The 15,718-nt window shown below is 59.5% G+C and carries 11 protein-coding genes and 1 pseudogene; 7 read left to right on the forward strand and 5 right to left on the reverse strand.

The annotated features are described in order from the left end of the window. Positions 1–7 precede the first annotated feature (7 nt). Entirely contained in the window at positions 8–1,915 is a 1,908-nt protein-coding gene (locus QLG03_RS06480; RefSeq protein WP_023289046.1) for an ABC transporter ATP-binding protein, read from the reverse strand. 12 nt (positions 1,916–1,927) lie between these two features. Beyond that, positions 1,928–4,033 (reverse strand): bifunctional 23S rRNA (guanine(2069)-N(7))-methyltransferase RlmK/23S rRNA (guanine(2445)-N(2))-methyltransferase RlmL, encoded by a 2,106-nt coding sequence (gene rlmKL / locus QLG03_RS06485; protein WP_255988097.1) that lies wholly within the window; start codon positions 4,031–4,033, stop codon positions 1,928–1,930. Between the two features lie 99 nt (positions 4,034–4,132). Between rlmKL and QLG03_RS06490 the strand changes: the two genes are divergently transcribed. Continuing rightward, complete coding sequence (locus QLG03_RS06490; protein WP_274578564.1) at positions 4,133–5,242, forward strand: YcbX family protein; 1,110 nt, start codon at positions 4,133–4,135, stop codon at positions 5,240–5,242. Here QLG03_RS06490 and zapC read toward each other — a convergent pair. Both zapC and pyrD read right to left on the reverse strand, forming a co-directional pair. Continuing rightward, positions 5,239–5,781 carry a cell division protein ZapC gene (zapC, locus tag QLG03_RS06495; protein ID WP_023289043.1) on the reverse strand — a complete coding sequence of 181 codons (543 nt, stop codon included), beginning with the start codon at positions 5,779–5,781 and terminating at the stop codon, positions 5,239–5,241. The two genes, QLG03_RS06490 and zapC, sit on opposite strands and share 4 nt — an antisense overlap. 169 nt (positions 5,782–5,950) lie before the next feature. Continuing rightward, positions 5,951–6,961, reverse strand: a complete 1,011-nt coding sequence (gene pyrD, locus QLG03_RS06500; protein ID WP_004201417.1) for a quinone-dependent dihydroorotate dehydrogenase — start codon at positions 6,959–6,961, stop codon at positions 5,951–5,953. Positions 6,962–7,209: 248 nt separating this feature from the next. Between pyrD and ssuE the strand changes: the two genes are divergently transcribed. The 5 genes and pseudogenes from ssuE (at position 7,210) to ssuB (ending at position 11,454) form a co-directional block, all read left to right on the forward strand. Then, positions 7,210–7,785, forward strand: coding sequence for an NADPH-dependent FMN reductase (gene ssuE, locus QLG03_RS06505; protein ID WP_004201416.1), 576 nt, complete (start codon positions 7,210–7,212; stop codon positions 7,783–7,785). Beyond that, positions 7,778–8,777, forward strand: a pseudogene (locus QLG03_RS06510) (sulfonate ABC transporter substrate-binding protein). Before ssuE ends, QLG03_RS06510 begins: the two are co-directional and overlap by 8 nt. Further along, the gene (ssuD, locus tag QLG03_RS06515) at positions 8,737–9,882 is read left to right on the forward strand and encodes an FMNH2-dependent alkanesulfonate monooxygenase (protein WP_023289041.1); all 1,146 of its coding nucleotides are present in this window, start codon (positions 8,737–8,739) and stop codon (positions 9,880–9,882) included. Before QLG03_RS06510 ends, ssuD begins: the two are co-directional and overlap by 41 nt. A 10-nt stretch (positions 9,883–9,892) precedes the next feature. Next, complete coding sequence (gene ssuC / locus QLG03_RS06520; protein WP_004201413.1) at positions 9,893–10,684, forward strand: aliphatic sulfonate ABC transporter permease SsuC; 792 nt, start codon at positions 9,893–9,895, stop codon at positions 10,682–10,684. After that, on the forward strand, positions 10,681–11,454 hold the full coding sequence (gene ssuB / locus QLG03_RS06525) for an aliphatic sulfonates ABC transporter ATP-binding protein (protein WP_255988102.1): 774 nt from the start codon (positions 10,681–10,683) through the stop codon (positions 11,452–11,454). The genes ssuC and ssuB overlap by 4 nt, the downstream gene beginning before the upstream one ends. Positions 11,455–11,551: 97 nt before the next feature. On the opposite strand, the gene pepN is transcribed toward ssuB, so the two are convergent. After that, positions 11,552–14,167, reverse strand: a complete 2,616-nt coding sequence (pepN, locus tag QLG03_RS06530) for an aminopeptidase N (RefSeq protein ID WP_023289038.1) — start codon at positions 14,165–14,167, stop codon at positions 11,552–11,554. A 326-nt stretch (positions 14,168–14,493) separates the two neighbouring features. Here pepN and pncB point away from each other — a divergent pair, with 326 nt between their 5' ends. Continuing rightward, positions 14,494–15,696 (forward strand): nicotinate phosphoribosyltransferase, encoded by a 1,203-nt coding sequence (gene pncB, locus QLG03_RS06535; protein WP_032428717.1) that lies wholly within the window; start codon positions 14,494–14,496, stop codon positions 15,694–15,696. The last annotated feature ends 22 nt before the right edge of the window (positions 15,697–15,718 follow it).

Below are 15,718 nucleotides of genomic sequence, written 5' to 3' on the forward strand. Positions count from 1 at the left end.
CCTCGGCTCAGGCGCCGTTCTTTAATCCTTCGAGATATTCCCAGCGTTCAAAGGCTGCTTCCAGCGCCTGTTCCGCTTCGGCCAGCTTTGCCAGCACCTGCTGCGTGCGATCGTGCGGTTGTCCAAAGAAGTCGGGATCGGCAACCTGTTCCTGCAGCGTCTGCAGTTCGGCCTCGAGAGCTTCCAGCTTCTGCGGCAGCTGTTCCAGCTCGCGCTGCAGGTTATAGCTTAGTTTGTTCCCACCGCGTTTGACAGTTTCTGCTTTTGGCTGAGCGACTTCCATCGTTTTTTTCGCTGCCGGCTGCTTCTGCGCCAACGACTGGGCCTGCTGGCCGCGGGCATCGTGATAGCCGCCGATGTACTGGCCGATGCGACCGCCGCCTTCGAAGATCCAGCATTCGGTTACGGTGTTATCCACGAACTGACGATCGTGGCTTACCAGCATCACGGTGCCCTGATAGCCATCGATCAGCTCTTCCAGCAGCTCCAGCGTTTCGACATCCAGGTCGTTTGTCGGTTCATCGAGAATCAATAAGTTGCTGGGTTTCAGGAACAGACGCGCCAGCAGCAGGCGGTTACGTTCCCCGCCGGAGAGCGCGCGCACCGGGGTCATCGCCCGTTTGGGATGGAACAGGAAGTCCTGCAGGTAGCCCAGCACATGGCGCGGCTTACCGTTAACCATCACCTCTTGCTTACCTTCCGCGAGGTTATCCATCACCGTCCGATCCGGATCGAGCTCTGCGCGGTGCTGATCGAAGTAGGCGACTTCCAGTTTAGTGCCGACGTGGATCCGCCCGCTGTCGGCCTGCAGCTGGCCAAGCATCAGCTTCAGCAGCGTGGTTTTCCCGCATCCGTTGGGGCCAATCAGGGCAATCTTGTCGCCGCGCTGGATCTGCGCGGAGAAATCTTTCACCAGCACTTTGCCATCAACCTGGTAGTTGACGTTCTCCATTTCGAACACGATTTTGCCGGAGCGCGAAGCCTCTTCAACCTGCATTCTGGCGCTGCCCATCACTTCCCGGCGCTCCCCGCGCTCGCGACGCATCGCCTTCAGGGCGCGAACGCGGCCTTCGTTACGCGTGCGGCGCGCTTTGATCCCCTGGCGGATCCATACCTCTTCCTGGGCCAGCTTGCGGTCGAATTCCGCATTCTGCAGCTCTTCAACCCGCAGGGCTTCCTCTTTATCCAGCAGATACTGATCGTAATCGCCCGGGTAGGTCACCAGCTTGCCGCGATCGAGGTCGACGATGCGCGTCGCCATATTGCGGATAAAGGAGCGGTCGTGCGAAATAAAGATAATGGTGCCTTTAAAGGTTTTGAGGAACCCTTCCAGCCAGTCGATGGTTTCGATATCCAGGTGGTTGGTGGGTTCATCGAGCAGCAGCACGCGAGGCCCGCTGACCAGCGCGCGGCCCAGCGCCGCTTTACGCAGCCAGCCACCGGACAGGGATGCCAGCTGCGCGTTGGCGTCGAGACCAAGCTGCTCAATCACTTCGTTAATGCGGCTGTCCAGCTGCCACAGCCCCAGGTTATCGAGCTGCTCCTGCAGGCGCGCCAGTTCATTTAAATTTTTGTCACTCGGATCGGTCATGACCTGATGCGACACGTCATGATAGGCCTTCAGGTAGGCCGCCTGCTCGGCGATGCCTTCCGCGACAAAATCGTACACCGTACCGGCGACATTGCGCGGCGGATCCTGCTGCAGACGCGCCACAATCAGATCCTGTTCATAAATAATGCGCCCGTCATCCAGCCCCTGCTCGCGGTTGAGGATCTTCATCAGGGTCGATTTACCGGCGCCGTTGCGTCCGACGAGGCAGACGCGTTCGTTATCTTCGATATGCAGCTCGGCATTATCCAGCAGCGGCGCATCGCTGAAGGAAAGCCAGGCGCCGTGCATACTAATCAGTGACATTCTTTATTCCTTTCAGGCTGCGGTAATCAGCCAGCAGTTGTGGATCTGACGGTTGCGGGCAAAATCCTGCGACAGCGTTTTTTGCGAAATTTCTTGCGCCTTCAGGCCAAGCGCCGCCAGCCCGTCATGATCCATACGGAAACCGCGTTTGTTATTCGAGAACATAATGGTGCCGCCTTTACGCAGCAGACGTTTCAGATCGGTCATCAGGCGAATGTGATCGCGCTGGACGTCGAAAGCATCTTCCATTCGTTTGGAGTTGGAGAAGGTCGGCGGATCGATAAAGATCAGATCGAACTGCTCGGTGCTCTCCCGCAGCCAGCCCAACACGTCCGCCTGCATCAGGCGATGCGCGCGGCCGGTCAGGCCATTGAGACGCAGGTTGCGTTCCGCCCACTCCAGATAGGTGCGCGACATATCGACTGTGGTGGTGGAGCGCGCGCCGCCGAGGCCGGCGTGGACGCTGGCGCTGCCGGTATAGGAGAACAGGTTCAGGAAGTCCTTGCCTTTGCTCATCTGGCCGAGCATACGGCGGGCGATACGGTGGTCGAGGAACAGACCGGTATCCAGGTAGTCGGTGAGGTTGACCCACAGGCGCGCGTTGTACTCCTGCACCTCGATAAAGTCGCCCTTCTCCGCCATCTTCTGGTACTGGTTTTTCCCCTTCTGCCGCTCGCGGGTCTTCAGCACCAGCTTGTTAGGCGCCATGTCCAGTACGGCGATGGTCGCGGCGATAATATCGAACAGGCGCTGGCGCGCTTTGTGCGCATCGACGGTTTTCGGCGGGGCATATTCCTGGACCACCACCCAGTCGGCGTAGCGGTCGATGGCCACGTTGTATTCCGGCAGGTCAGCATCGTACAGGCGATAGCATTCAATGCCTTCCTGACGGGCCCATTTTTCAAACTTCTTCAGGTTCTTACGCAGACGGTTAGCAAAATCTTCCGCCAGCATCGCCGGCTTGCCGCCTTCGCTCTCCGCCAGGTGATAATTCTTCTGTACGCAGTCCAGCGGGCCGTTCTTGGCTTTAAACTGTTTGTCGGCACGCAGCTGCAGGCAGCTTAACAGCTCCGGCGAGGCGCTGAACACCGACAGGTTCCAGCCGCCAAACTGACTTTTCATGATCCGGCCCAGCAGGCTGTGCAGGGCAATCAGCGCCGGCTCGCTTTCCAGACGCTCGCCGTACGGCGGGTTGCTGATCACGGTGCCGTACGGGCCTTTCGGTAGCGGATTATTCAGCTGGGCGACGTCTTTGACTTCAAAATCGATCAGCTCGCCGATGCCGGCCCGACGGGCGTTGCGACGGGCGCGGTCAATGACGCGTTCGTCGACATCGGAGCCACAGAAGCGTGACCCATATGCCGCCAGCCCCTGACGGGCGCGCGTTTGCGCTTCCGCTTTCACTTCTTTCCAGATGGCGTCGTCGTGCTGCGCCCAGCCGCCAAAGCCCCAGTGGCCGCGGTGCAGGCCCGGCGCGCGGTCGGTCGCCAGCATCGCCGCCTCAATCAGCAGGGTACCGGAGCCGCACATCGGATCGAGCAGCGGGGTGCCCGGCACCCAGCCGGAACGCATCACGATCGCCGCCGCGAGGTTTTCTTTGATCGGCGCCATACCGGTGCCATCGCGGTAGCCGCGCAGGTGCAGGCCTTCGCCGCTCAGATCCAGCGAGATGTGCGCCGTCTCTTTGTTCAGCCAGACGTTGATCCGCAGATCGGGCGACTCACGATCGACGTTCGGGCGCGGCAGGTTCTTACGGGTGAAGCTGTCGACAATGGCGTCTTTGACCTTCAGCGCACCGTACTGGCTGTTGCGGATCTCCTCATTGAGGCCGCTAAAATGCACCGCGAAGGTGGCGCCAGGGTTGAACATCTCCGTCCACGGAATGGCCTGTACGCCGAGGTACAGATCCAGATCGCTGTATACGCGACACTCGCCCAGCGGCAGCATGATGCGCGAAGCCAGCCGGCTCCACATCAGGCTTTGATACAGCAGGCGCGTATCCCCCTGAAAATGGACCCCGCCCTGGACTACCTGGCAGTCCGTCGCGCCAAGCCCTTCCAGTTCAGTTTTTAACAGCTCTTCCAGCCCACGAGCCGTACTGGCAAACAGAGAATTCATATCGTCACTTTTACTTAAAGAAAATTGGTGCGCATTATAGCCAATATGTGCCCTATGTCATAAAGTTATAGGCTTATTTTTGGAACCCGGAGGCAGCGTATGGTAACGCTCTCGCGTCTTTTTATTCATCCCGTTAAATCCATGCGCGGCATGGGCTTGACCCACGCCTTTGCCGATATCAGCGGCCTGGCCTTCGATCGCCTGTTTATGGTCACCGAAACCGACGGCACCTTTATTACCGCCCGTCAGTTTCCGCAAATGGTGAAATTTATTCCGGCGCCGCTGCATGATGGCCTTAACCTGACCGCACCGGACGGCAGCAGCGCCGTGGTGCGTTTTAACGATTTCGCCCCTCAGGCCGAGCCGACAGAAGTCTGGGGCAACCATTTTACCGCCCTTATCGCGCCCGCCGCCGTTAATCAGTGGCTCAGCGGCTTTTTCAATCGCGATGTCCAGCTGCGCTGGCTGGGGCCACAGTTAACCCGCCGGGTGAAGCGCCACGATGCGGTACCGCTCTCCTTCGCCGACGGCTACCCTTACCTGCTGGCTAACGAGGCCTCGCTGCGCGACCTGCAGCAGCGCTGCCCGGCAAGCGTAAGCATAGAACAGTTTCGCCCTAATCTCGTGGTCACCGGCGCGGCGGCCTGGGATGAAGACAGCTGGAAAGTGATCCGCGTCGGCGAGGTGGTATTTGACGTCGCCAAGCCGTGCAGCCGCTGCATTTTTACCACCGTCAGTCCGGAGCGGGGGCAGAAGCATCCCAGCGGAGAGCCGCTGGAAACCTTAAAGCGCTTCCGCACCGCGCAGGATAATGGCGATGTCGACTTTGGTCAGAACCTGATTGCCCGTAACAGCGGCGTGATCCGGGTGGGGGATGAAGTGGAAATCCTCGCCCGCGGCCCGGCGAAAGCCTACGGCGCCGGCGAAAGCGACGATACCCCGGCTCCCGAGGCGCAGCAGCAGGCCACGGTTGCCATTGAATGGCAGGGTCAACAATTTACCGGCAATAACCAGCAGGTGCTGCTGGAACAACTGGAGCAACAGGGCATTCGCGTACCCTACTCGTGTCGGGCGGGGATCTGCGGCAGCTGCCGCATCCGTCTTGAAGAAGGGGAAGTGAGTCCGTTAAAGAAAAATGCGGTCGCCGGAGATGGTACCATTCTCGCCTGCAGCTGCGTGCCGAAAACGGCCCTGCGCCTGGCGCCTTAAACCGCCTGCCCCAGGCTGTAGCTGACCGCGCTTTGCGCCGGCTGCAGCCTGTCGTTCATGATTTTAATCACATCGCCCAGCTGCATAACGCGGCCGGCAAGCGTGAGACCCGGCTGGGCCAGCAGACAAAGCGCGGCGTTATCGCCCGGCTCCACCACCAGTAAATTGACCTGCTCGCCGGTATCGCTCAGCCAGACGCAGGCCGCGTCGCCGCCGCTCGGCTGCCAGTGATGGGGATGGGCGACGAAGTGCCAGCTTTTCGGCATCTGCGGTTTGAGAAAACGGATCGCGGTTAATGCGTTGAGGACTAATTCCGCCCGCTGCTCTTTCGACAACTCGAAATCGCGGCATTTTTCTTCAAAGGAGAAATAGAGCGCGGCGTCATCGACGCAGAATCCCGATGGGGCAAAAGCGTCCGGGGTCAGCATGCGCCGGGCGAAGCGCGAGCGAAATAACATGCCATTGGCCAGATCGAGCATCATGCGGTCGTGCTCTTCATCGTAATACCAACGCCAGTTATCGTCAGGTTTAATCCGCATTTTTCCCCCTGTCCCCTTTCATACGCCTCTGCAAAGTTGTTGCGACTTGCCGCAGAATATTTTCTAAAATTAAGAAAAGTCTAAAATGTTTAAATAAGCAACAGTGAGGGAATATAAAACAACCAGGGCCGGAAATAAAGCCCTGGGTGGGATTCAGAGGAGGAAAAGATTAGATGTGGGTAACAATTTCTTTAATCAGCGGCGGACCTTTAAAAATAAATCCGGAATAGATCTGCACCAGCGATGCTCCGGCGGCCATTTTTTCCCGCGCGGCAATCACGGAATCAATACCGCCCACGCCAATGATAGGCAAGCGGCCATTGAGCTCAGCGGAGAGCATACGGATAATTTCGGTACTTTTTAATTGTAATGGACGACCGCTAAGTCCGCCGGTCTCATCGCAATGTTTCATTCCCTGAACCAGAGAACGATCGAGGGTGGTATTGGTGGCAATCACGCCATCAATATTATGACGCACGAGGCTATCGGCAACCTGGATCAATTCCTCAGGCAAAAGATCCGGCGCGATCTTCACGGCGACCGGAACATATTTTTGATGCTTCTGCTGCAGCTCAAGCTGCTTATTTTTAATACCGGAGAGTAAATCATCGAGCGCTTCGCCGTATTGCAGCGTGCGCAGCCCCGGGGTATTCGGCGAGGAGATATTAATGGCGATATAGCCGGCGTAGGGATAGACTTTTTCCATACAAATCAGGTAATCATCTTTCCCGTGCTCAACCGGCGTGTCTTTATTTTTGCCGATATTGATGCCCAGCACGCCGTCAAAATGCGCCTTCTTCACGTTCTCAACCAGGTTATCGACGCCATGGTTATTAAAGCCCATGCGGTTGATCAACCCCTCGGCATCCACCAGACGGAAGATCCTTGGCTTATCGTTACCCGGCTGCGGACGCGGCGTCACGGTGCCGATCTCAATGGATCCAAAACCCATCGCGCCCAGCGCGTCAATGCATTCCCCGTTTTTATCCAGCCCGGCCGCCAGACCCAGCGGGTTTTTAAAGGTCAGCCCCATGCAGGTGACAGGCCTGGCCGGCACCTTCTGGCGAACCAGTATTTCCAGCGGCGTCCCGGTGACACGGCGTAATTGTTGAAAGGTAACTTCATGAGCGCGCTCAGGATCGAGCTGAAAAAGGGCTTTACGAACGAAGGGGTAGTACATGAACTCTCCTGGATTCCCGGTGTGCAAACCGGGGGCGTATTATGTGCGATCTGTTGCGGAAAGGGAATTGACCTGCGACAAAAAATCCCCCATCAGCGCAAACGATTACCTCCCCGCGCGCCGTTATGCGCTTTTCGGCTATCTAACGGTGGATAAATCATTTAGGGAAAGAATGGCCCTCTGTCACACTCACTACAAATGTTATCAATTATAGATAAATGCAAACATTTAGTTATAAGGAGAGAGAGATGCGCGTCATTACGCTTGCGGGCAGCCCGCGTTACCCTTCCCGTTCCAGCGCCCTGCTGGAATACGCCAGAGAGACGCTCACCGCCGCCGATATCGAAGTCTGCCACTGGCATCTGCAGAACTTTGCCCCGGAAGACCTCCTGTACGCTCGCTTTGACAACCCGGCGCTGCAGACGCTCAATGAGCAGCTGGCCGGGGCTGACGGACTGATCATCGCCACGCCGGTGTATAAAGCCTCGTTTTCCGGCGCCCTGAAAACGCTGCTCGACCTGCTTCCAGAGCGGGCGCTGGAGGGCAAAATCGTGCTGCCGCTGGCCACCGGCGGCACCATCGCCCACATGCTGGCGGTGGACTACGCCCTGAAGCCGGTGCTGAATGCCCTCAAGGCTCAGGAGATCCTCCATGGCGTCTTCGCTGACGACAGCCAGGTGACCGATTACCAGCACAAGCCGCAGTTTACCCCGAACCTGCAGCGGCGCCTCGATGAAGCCCTGGAGACCTTCTGGCAGGCGCTGCATCGCCCCAGCAGCCGCGCCCCGTCGTTAACGTCTCTGCGTGGGGTGGAACATGCTTAATCCTCTCCGCGCTCTGACCCTCGGCGGGCTGCTGCTGTTCTCCGCCCTGGGCCATGCCGCCCCGGCGGCGCCTGACGCCCTGCGCATCGGCTATCAGAAAGGCAGCGTCAGCATGGTGCTGGCGAAAAGCCATCAGCTGCTGGAGCAGCGCTACCCGCAAACCCATATTTCGTGGATTGAATTTCCGGCCGGTCCGCAGATGCTGGAGGCGCTGAACGTCGGCAGCATCGATATTGGCAGCACTGGCGACATTCCGCCTATCTTTGCGCAGGCGGCCGGCGCCGATCTGGTGTATATCGGTTCGGAACCGCCAAAGCCCAAAGCGGAAGTGATTCTGGTGGCGCAGGGCAGCCCGATTCATAACGTGGCTGAGCTAAAAGGGAAAAAGGTCGCTTTTCAGAAAGGCTCCAGCTCCCACAATCTGCTGCTGCGCGCCCTGCAGCTCGCAGGTTTGAAGTTTAGCGACATTCAGCCGGTCTATCTCGCCCCCGCCGATGCGCGCGCCGCCTTCCAGCAGGGCAATGTCGACGCCTGGGCGATCTGGGATCCGTATTACTCCGCCGCGCTGCTGCAGGGCGGCGCCCGGGTGCTGACCGACGGAACCGACCTGAAACAGACGGGATCCTTCTATCTCGCTTCCCGCCCTTACGCTGAACGCAATGGCGCCTTTATTGAGGGCGTACTCGATACCTTTACCCAGGCCGATGCCCTGACCCATAGCCAGCGTGCGCAAAGCATTACGCTGCTGGCAAAAACGATGGGATTACCGGAAGCGGTGATCGCCAGCTACCTGGACCATCGTCCCCCCACCTCGGTTACCCCGGTGAGCGCTGAAACCGCCGCTCGCCAGCAGCAGACGGCCGACCTGTTCTATGAGAACAAGCTGGTGCCGAAAAAAGTTGATATCCGGGCCCGCATCTGGCAGCCCGCCGCCGCACAAGGAGCGAAATCATGAGTCTGAATATGTTCTGGTTTTTACCGACCCATGGTGATGGTCGTTATCTGGGTACCGAAGAGGGAGCCCGTCCGGTCGATTACGGCTATCTGCAGCAAATCGCGCAGACGGCGGATCGGCTGGGATTCACCGGCGTACTAATCCCGACCGGGCGCTCATGTGAAGATGCCTGGCTGGTTGCGGCCTCGATGATCCCGGTAACGCAGCGGCTGAAATTCCTTGTCGCCCTGAGGCCAAGCGTGGTGTCGCCGACGGTGGCCGCGCGCCAGGCGGCGACCCTGGACCGACTGTCGAACGGCCGGGCGCTGTTCAATCTGGTCACCGGCAGCGATCCCGCCGAGCTGGCAGGCGACGGTGTCTTCCTCGACCACACCGAGCGCTATGAGGCCTCGGCTGAATTCACCCATATCTGGCGCAAGCTGATGGAGGGGGAGACTGTCACCTTTAACGGCAAGCACCAGCGCGTTCGCGACGCCAAACTGCTGTTCCCGCCGCTCCAGCAGCCGCGTCCGCCGCTCTATTTCGGCGGATCGTCTGAGGTGGCGCAGGATCTGGCCGCTGAGCAGGTCGATCTCTATCTTACCTGGGGCGAACCGCCGGCCCAGGTGGCAGAGAAGATAGCTCAGGTGCGGGAGAAAGCCGCCCGGCACGGTCGCCGGGTGCGGTTTGGCATCCGCCTGCACGTGATCGTGCGGGAAACCAATGAGGAAGCCTGGCAGGCGGCGGACAGCCTTATCTCCCATCTGGATGATGAGACTATCGCCCGCGCCCAGGCGGCCTTCGCCAGAACCGACTCCGTCGGCCAACAGCGGATGGCGGCGCTGCACAATGGTCGACGCGATAAGCTGGAAATCAGCCCCAACCTGTGGGCTGGCGTCGGTTTAGCGCGCGGCGGCGCCGGGACCGCGCTGGTGGGCGATGCCGCTACCGTTGCCGAACGGATCAATGAATACGCCGCGCTGGGTATCGATAGCTTTATCTTCTCCGGCTATCCGCATCTGGAAGAGGCGTATCGGGTCGGCGAGCTGCTGTTCCCGCTGCTCGACGTCGCGGTGCCGTCTGTTCCGCAGCCGCACAACCTGCGTCTGCAGGGGGAAGCCGTCGCTAACGAGTTTATCCCGCGTAAAGTGGCGCAGAGCTGAGGAGGCACTGATGGCAAAATCAACCCATCCCCTGTTGTTACGCCTCGCCCCCTGGCTGCTGCCGGTGGGAACGGTCATTGTCTGGCAGTTGGCGTCGTCCGTCGGCTGGCTGTCGACGCGGGTGCTGCCCTCGCCGGAGGGCGTATTGAAAGCGTTCTGGACGCTCTCGGCCAGCGGTGAGCTGTGGCAGCATCTGGCCATTAGCTCGTGGCGGGCGCTGGTCGGCTTCGCCATCGGCGGCTCCATTGGACTGGTGCTCGGCCTGATCAGCGGTCTGTCACGCTGGGGCGAGCGCCTGCTGGACACGTCGATCCAGATGCTGCGCAATGTGCCGCACCTGGCGCTGATCCCACTGGTGATCTTGTGGTTCGGCATCGATGAGACCGCCAAGATCTTTCTCGTATCGCTGGGCACCCTGTTCCCGATCTATATCAATACCTGGCACGGGATCCGCAATATCGACCGTGGGCTGGTGGAGATGGCGCGCAGCTATGGTTTATCCGGCTTTGCTCTTTTCCGTCACGTGATTTTACCCGGCGCCCTGCCCTCGATTATGGTCGGCGTGCGTTTTGCCCTCGGTCTGATGTGGCTGACGCTTATTGTCGCCGAAACCATCTCGGCGAACGCCGGTATCGGCTACCTGGCGATGAATGCGCGTGAATTTCTGCAAACCGACGTGGTGGTGGTCGCCATCATTCTTTACGCCATTCTTGGCAAACTGGCCGACGTCAGCGCCCAGCTGCTGGAGCGGCTCTGGCTGCGCTGGAACCCGGCGTATCATCTTCAGGAGGCTAACGCATGAACACTGCCCGTCTGAACCCAGGTATCCCGCTGCTGCTGAACGGGGTGACTAAACGCTATGGCGACAACACCATTCTTAACGAGCTGGATCTGCATATCCCCAGCGGCCAGTTTGTGGCGGTGGTGGGCCGCAGCGGCGGCGGAAAAAGCACCCTGCTGCGCCTGCTGGCGGGCCTGGAAAAGCCGAATGCCGGCGAGCTGCTGGCAGGCGCGACGCCGCTGGCGGCGATCCAGGACGACACCCGGATGATGTTTCAGGATGCGCGCCTGCTGCCGTGGAAAACGGTGATTGATAACGTGGGGCTGGGGTTAAAAGGCGCCTGGCGCGACGCCGCCCTGCAGGCGTTGGCCAGCGTCGGACTCGAGAGCCGCGCGCAGGAGTGGCCGGCGGCGCTGTCGGGCGGGCAGAAGCAGCGCGTTGCGCTGGCCCGCGCGCTGATCCATCGCCCGCGCCTGCTGCTGCTGGACGAGCCGCTGGGGGCGCTGGACGCCCTCACCCGTCTGGAGATGCAGGAGCTGATCGTCTCTCTGTGGCAGGAGCATGGCTTTACGGTCCTGCTGGTGACCCACGACGTCAGCGAAGCCGTGGCGATGGCCGACCGGGTGCTGTTGATTGAAGAGAAGAAGATCGGTCTCGATTTGAACGTGGATATTCCGCGACCGCGGCGCACCGGTTCGGCGAAGCTGGCCGAGCTGGAGGCGGAGGTGCTGGAGCGGGTGATGAAACGCGGCAAGAGCGAGAGCGCACCGCGTTTGTTTAGTCATGGCTAACTAACGTCCCCGGCCCGCGCTTCGCTCGGCCGGGCTACCAAATCGCACAGCGCTGTAGCCCCGGTAAGCGAGAGCGCAACCGGGGATTTTGCCACCGTTACGCCAGCGCCTTACTGATTTTCTCGTACAGATCGCCGGAGAGATCCTTCAGCCCCTTCAGTTGCTCCAGCGCGGCGCGCATCAGCGCCTGGCGTTTCTCATCATAACGCTTCAGACGAATCAACGGCTCAATCAGTCGCGAGGCGACCTGCGGGTTGCGCTGGTTAAGCTCGGTCAGCATCTCCACCAGGAACTGGTAGCCGCTGCCATCTTCAGCATGGAACGCCGCCGGGTTGCTGCTGGCGAAAGCGCCGATGAGCGACCGCACGCGGTTCGGGTTGCTCATGCTGAACGAACGATGGTTCAGCAGACCGCGTACCGTTTCGACCACATTGGCCGCCGGACTGGTGGACTGCAGGATAAACCACTTGTCCATCACCAGGCCGTCCTGATGCCATTTGTCGTCATACTCCTGCATCAGCGCATCGCGGCACGGCAGCTCAGCGGCAACCGCCGCCGACAGCGCGGCCAGCGCGTCGGTCATGTTATCCGCCTGGTGATACTGCGCCGCCACCAGCTTATCGCCCAGCGTCGGCTCTGCGAACGCCAGATAGCGCAGGCAGGTATTGCGCAGGGCTCGCTTACCGATATCGGCGTGCTCCACCCGGTAGCTGTCGAGCTTATTGGCGTTATATACCGCGAGGAATTCGTCCGCCAGCTCGTTCGCCAGGGTGCGGGTGAGCGCCTCGCGCACGGTGGCGATGGCGATAGGATCGATAATGGCGAACATCTCGGCGATTTCGTTGGCCGACGGCAGGGTTAAGATCTCGGCGGCCAGCGCCGGGTCAATCTTCTCGTCGAGCAGAATCGCGCGGAAGGCGTCCGCCACGTGCACCGGCAGCGACAGCGGCTGTCCCTGCTGATGACGGTTGACGTTCAGCTTGATGTAGGTCGCCAGCAGACTCTGCGCCGCATCCCAGCGCGAGAAATCATTCCGCGCATGGCGCATCAGGAAGGTTAGTTGCTGATCGCTCCACTTGTATTCCAGTTTCACCGGTGCTGAAAACTCGCACAGCAGGGCCGGGACCGGCTGGAAATAGACATTATCAAAGACGAAAGTCTGCTCAGCCTGGGTCACATTTAGCACCGGGTGCAGCGGATGACCGCCCTTCTGCAGGGGGATCACCTTACCTTCGTTATCGTACAGCTCGATGGCAAACGGAATATGCAGCGGCTGTTTCTCAGCCTGCTCGGCGGTCGGCGGCGTGCGCTGGCTGATGGTCAGCGTATACTGCTCGGTTTCCGGGTTATAGTCATCGTGGACGGTGACAATCGGCGTGCCGGACTGGCTGTACCAGCGGCGGAAGTGCGACAGGTCGACGTTAGAAGCATCTTCCATCGCCTGGACGAAATCGTCGCAGGTGGCGGCGCTGCCGTCATGACGTTCGAAATATAGCTGCATCCCTTTCTGGAAGTTTTCTTCACCCAGCAGCGTGTGCAGCATGCGGATCACTTCGGCACCCTTTTCATAGACCGTCAGGGTATAGAAGTTATTCATCTCGATAACCCTATCCGGGCGGATCGGGTGCGCCATCGGGCTGGCGTCTTCGGCAAACTGCAGCCCGCGCATGGTGCGCACGTTGTTAATGCGGTTCACCGCCCGCGAGCCGAGGTCGGAACTGAACTCCTGATCGCGGAACACGGTCAGTCCCTCTTTCAGGCTGAGCTGGAACCAGTCGCGACAGGTGACGCGGTTGCCGGTCCAGTTATGGAAATACTCATGGCCAATCACCCGCTCGATATCGAGGTAGTCTTTATCGGTGGCAGTGTCGGTGCGGGCCAGGACATATTTGGAGTTAAAGACGTTCAGCCCTTTGTTTTCCATCGCTCCCATATTGAAGAAGTCGACGGCGACAATCATATAGATGTCGAGGTCGTACTCGAGGCCAAAGCGCTCCTCATCCCATTTCATGGAGTTTTTCAGCGAGGTCATCGCCCACGGCGCGCGGTCGAGGTTACCGCGGTCGACGTACAATTCCAGCGCCACTTCACGGCCGGAGCGGGTGGTAAAAGTGTCGCGCAGGACGTCGAAATCACCGGCCACCAGCGCAAACAGGTAGCACGGCTTCGGGAAGGGATCCTGCCACTGTACCCAGTGACGACCGTTCTCCAGTTCCCCTTCCGCCATCCGGTTGCCGTTGGAGAGCAGGAACGGATATTTGGCTTTATCGGCGATAATTTTGGTGGTAAAGCGCGCCAGCACATCCGGACGGTCCAGGTACCAGGTGATATGGCGGAAACCTTCCGCTTCACACTGGGTGCACAGCGCTTCGCCTGACTGATACAGGCCTTCCAGCGCGGTGTTCGCCGCCGGGCTGATCTCATTGACGATGGTCAGGGTGAAATGCTCCGGCAGGCCGCCGATCACCAGCTGATTGTTTTCTTCTTTATAGTCGCTCCACGGCTGGCCATTCACCTGCAGAGCAATCAGGGTCAGATCTTCGCCGTCCAGGCGCAATGGCACATCAGACGCAGCCGCATGGCGGGAGACCTTGCTCTCGGCCGTAACAACGGTTTTTGCGGCATCCAGGTCAAAGGTCAAATCGATATCGCTAATCAGATACTCCGGCGCACGATAGTCGTGGCGGTATTTGGCTTGGGGCTGTTGTGTCATAAAAAACCTTTAGCATCTTCGGTAAAGTGTCGTCCCAGTCTATTCCTGTTGTGTCAATCGCGCTATGCAGAATCTTCATCTTTTCAACGTGAAACACGAAAATCGCTACATTTTGTTAACACTCGCGGCACGAATTGCCCTCGACCCGACGCAAAGCTTGTGGTGTGATCCATGTTCAATATATTAAACTAGGCCTCGCAAATGACCGTCAGCGTCGCCATCGCTCGCCATCGCGGGACAGAGCCGGGTAATAAAGGTATACTCCGCCTCCTTTTTCCGCGTTGGTTTCGATGGAACGCTCCAGTGAGAGGATGCTACTGCGCACCATGACACAATTCACTTCTCCTGTACTGCATTCGCTGCTTGATACGGATGCCTACAAGCTGCACATGCAGCAGGCTGTCTTCCACCGCTACGGCGATGTACATGTGGCGGCGGAGTTTCGCTGCCGTGGAGACGACCTGCTCGGCATTTATGCCGACGCGATCCGCGAGCAGGTGGAGTCCATGCGCGATCTGAGGCTGCGGGATGATGAATATCGCTGGCTGTCCACCCTCCCCTTTTTTCGCCAGGATTACCTCGACTGGCTGCGCGATTTTCGCTATGACCCGCGCCAGGTCACGGTCGCCAATGACAACGGCAAGCTGAACATTCGCCTCACCGGCCCGTGGCGGGAAGCCATCATGTGGGAAGTCCCCCTGCTGGCGGTGATAAGCGAGCTGGTCCATCGCTACCGTTCACCCGAGATGGGCGTTGAACAAGCGCTAAACGCGCTGGAGCATAAGCTAGGCGACTTCGCCACCATGACCGCTGACCTCGATATGAGCGCCTTCCGCCTGATGGATTTCGGCACCCGCCGTCGTTTTTCACGCGATGTACAGGAAGCCATTGTGCAACGCCTGCAGCAGGAGCCCTGGTTTGTCGGCACCAGCAACTACGATCTGGCGCGCCGTCTGAACTTAACCCCGATGGGCACCCAGGCCCATGAGTGGTTCCAGGCCCACCAGCAGATCAGCCCGAACCTGGCCAGCAGCCAGCGGGCGGCCCTCGCCGCCTGGCTGGAAGAGTATCCTGACCAGCTGGGCATCGCGCTGACCGACTGCATCACCATGGATGCGTTCCTGCGCGATTTCGGTCCGGAGTTCGCCACCCGCTATCAGGGTTTGCGCCACGACTCCGGCGACCCGGTGGAATGGGGTGAAAAAGCCATCGCCCATTACCAGAAGCTGGGCATCGATCCGCTGAGCAAAGTGCTGGTCTTCTCCGATAATCTCGACCTGGCGAAAGCCGTCGACCTGTATCGCCACTTCGCCTCGCGGGTGAAGCTGAGCTTTGGTATTGGCACTCGTTTAACCTGCGATCTGCCGCAGGTTAAACCGCTCAATATCGTGATTAAGCTGGTGGAATGTAACGGCAAGCCGGTGGCGAAGCTCTCCGACAGCCCGGGGAAAACCATCTGCCACGATAAGGCCTTCGTCCGCGCCCTGCGCGAGGCGTTCGACCTGCCGCCGATTAAAAAGGCAAGCTAAAAAACATGGCCCGACGGCATTC

Source organism: Klebsiella sp. V115_8 (assembly GCF_029967715.1).
Taxonomy (GTDB): Bacteria; Pseudomonadota; Gammaproteobacteria; order Enterobacterales; family Enterobacteriaceae; genus Klebsiella; species Klebsiella quasipneumoniae.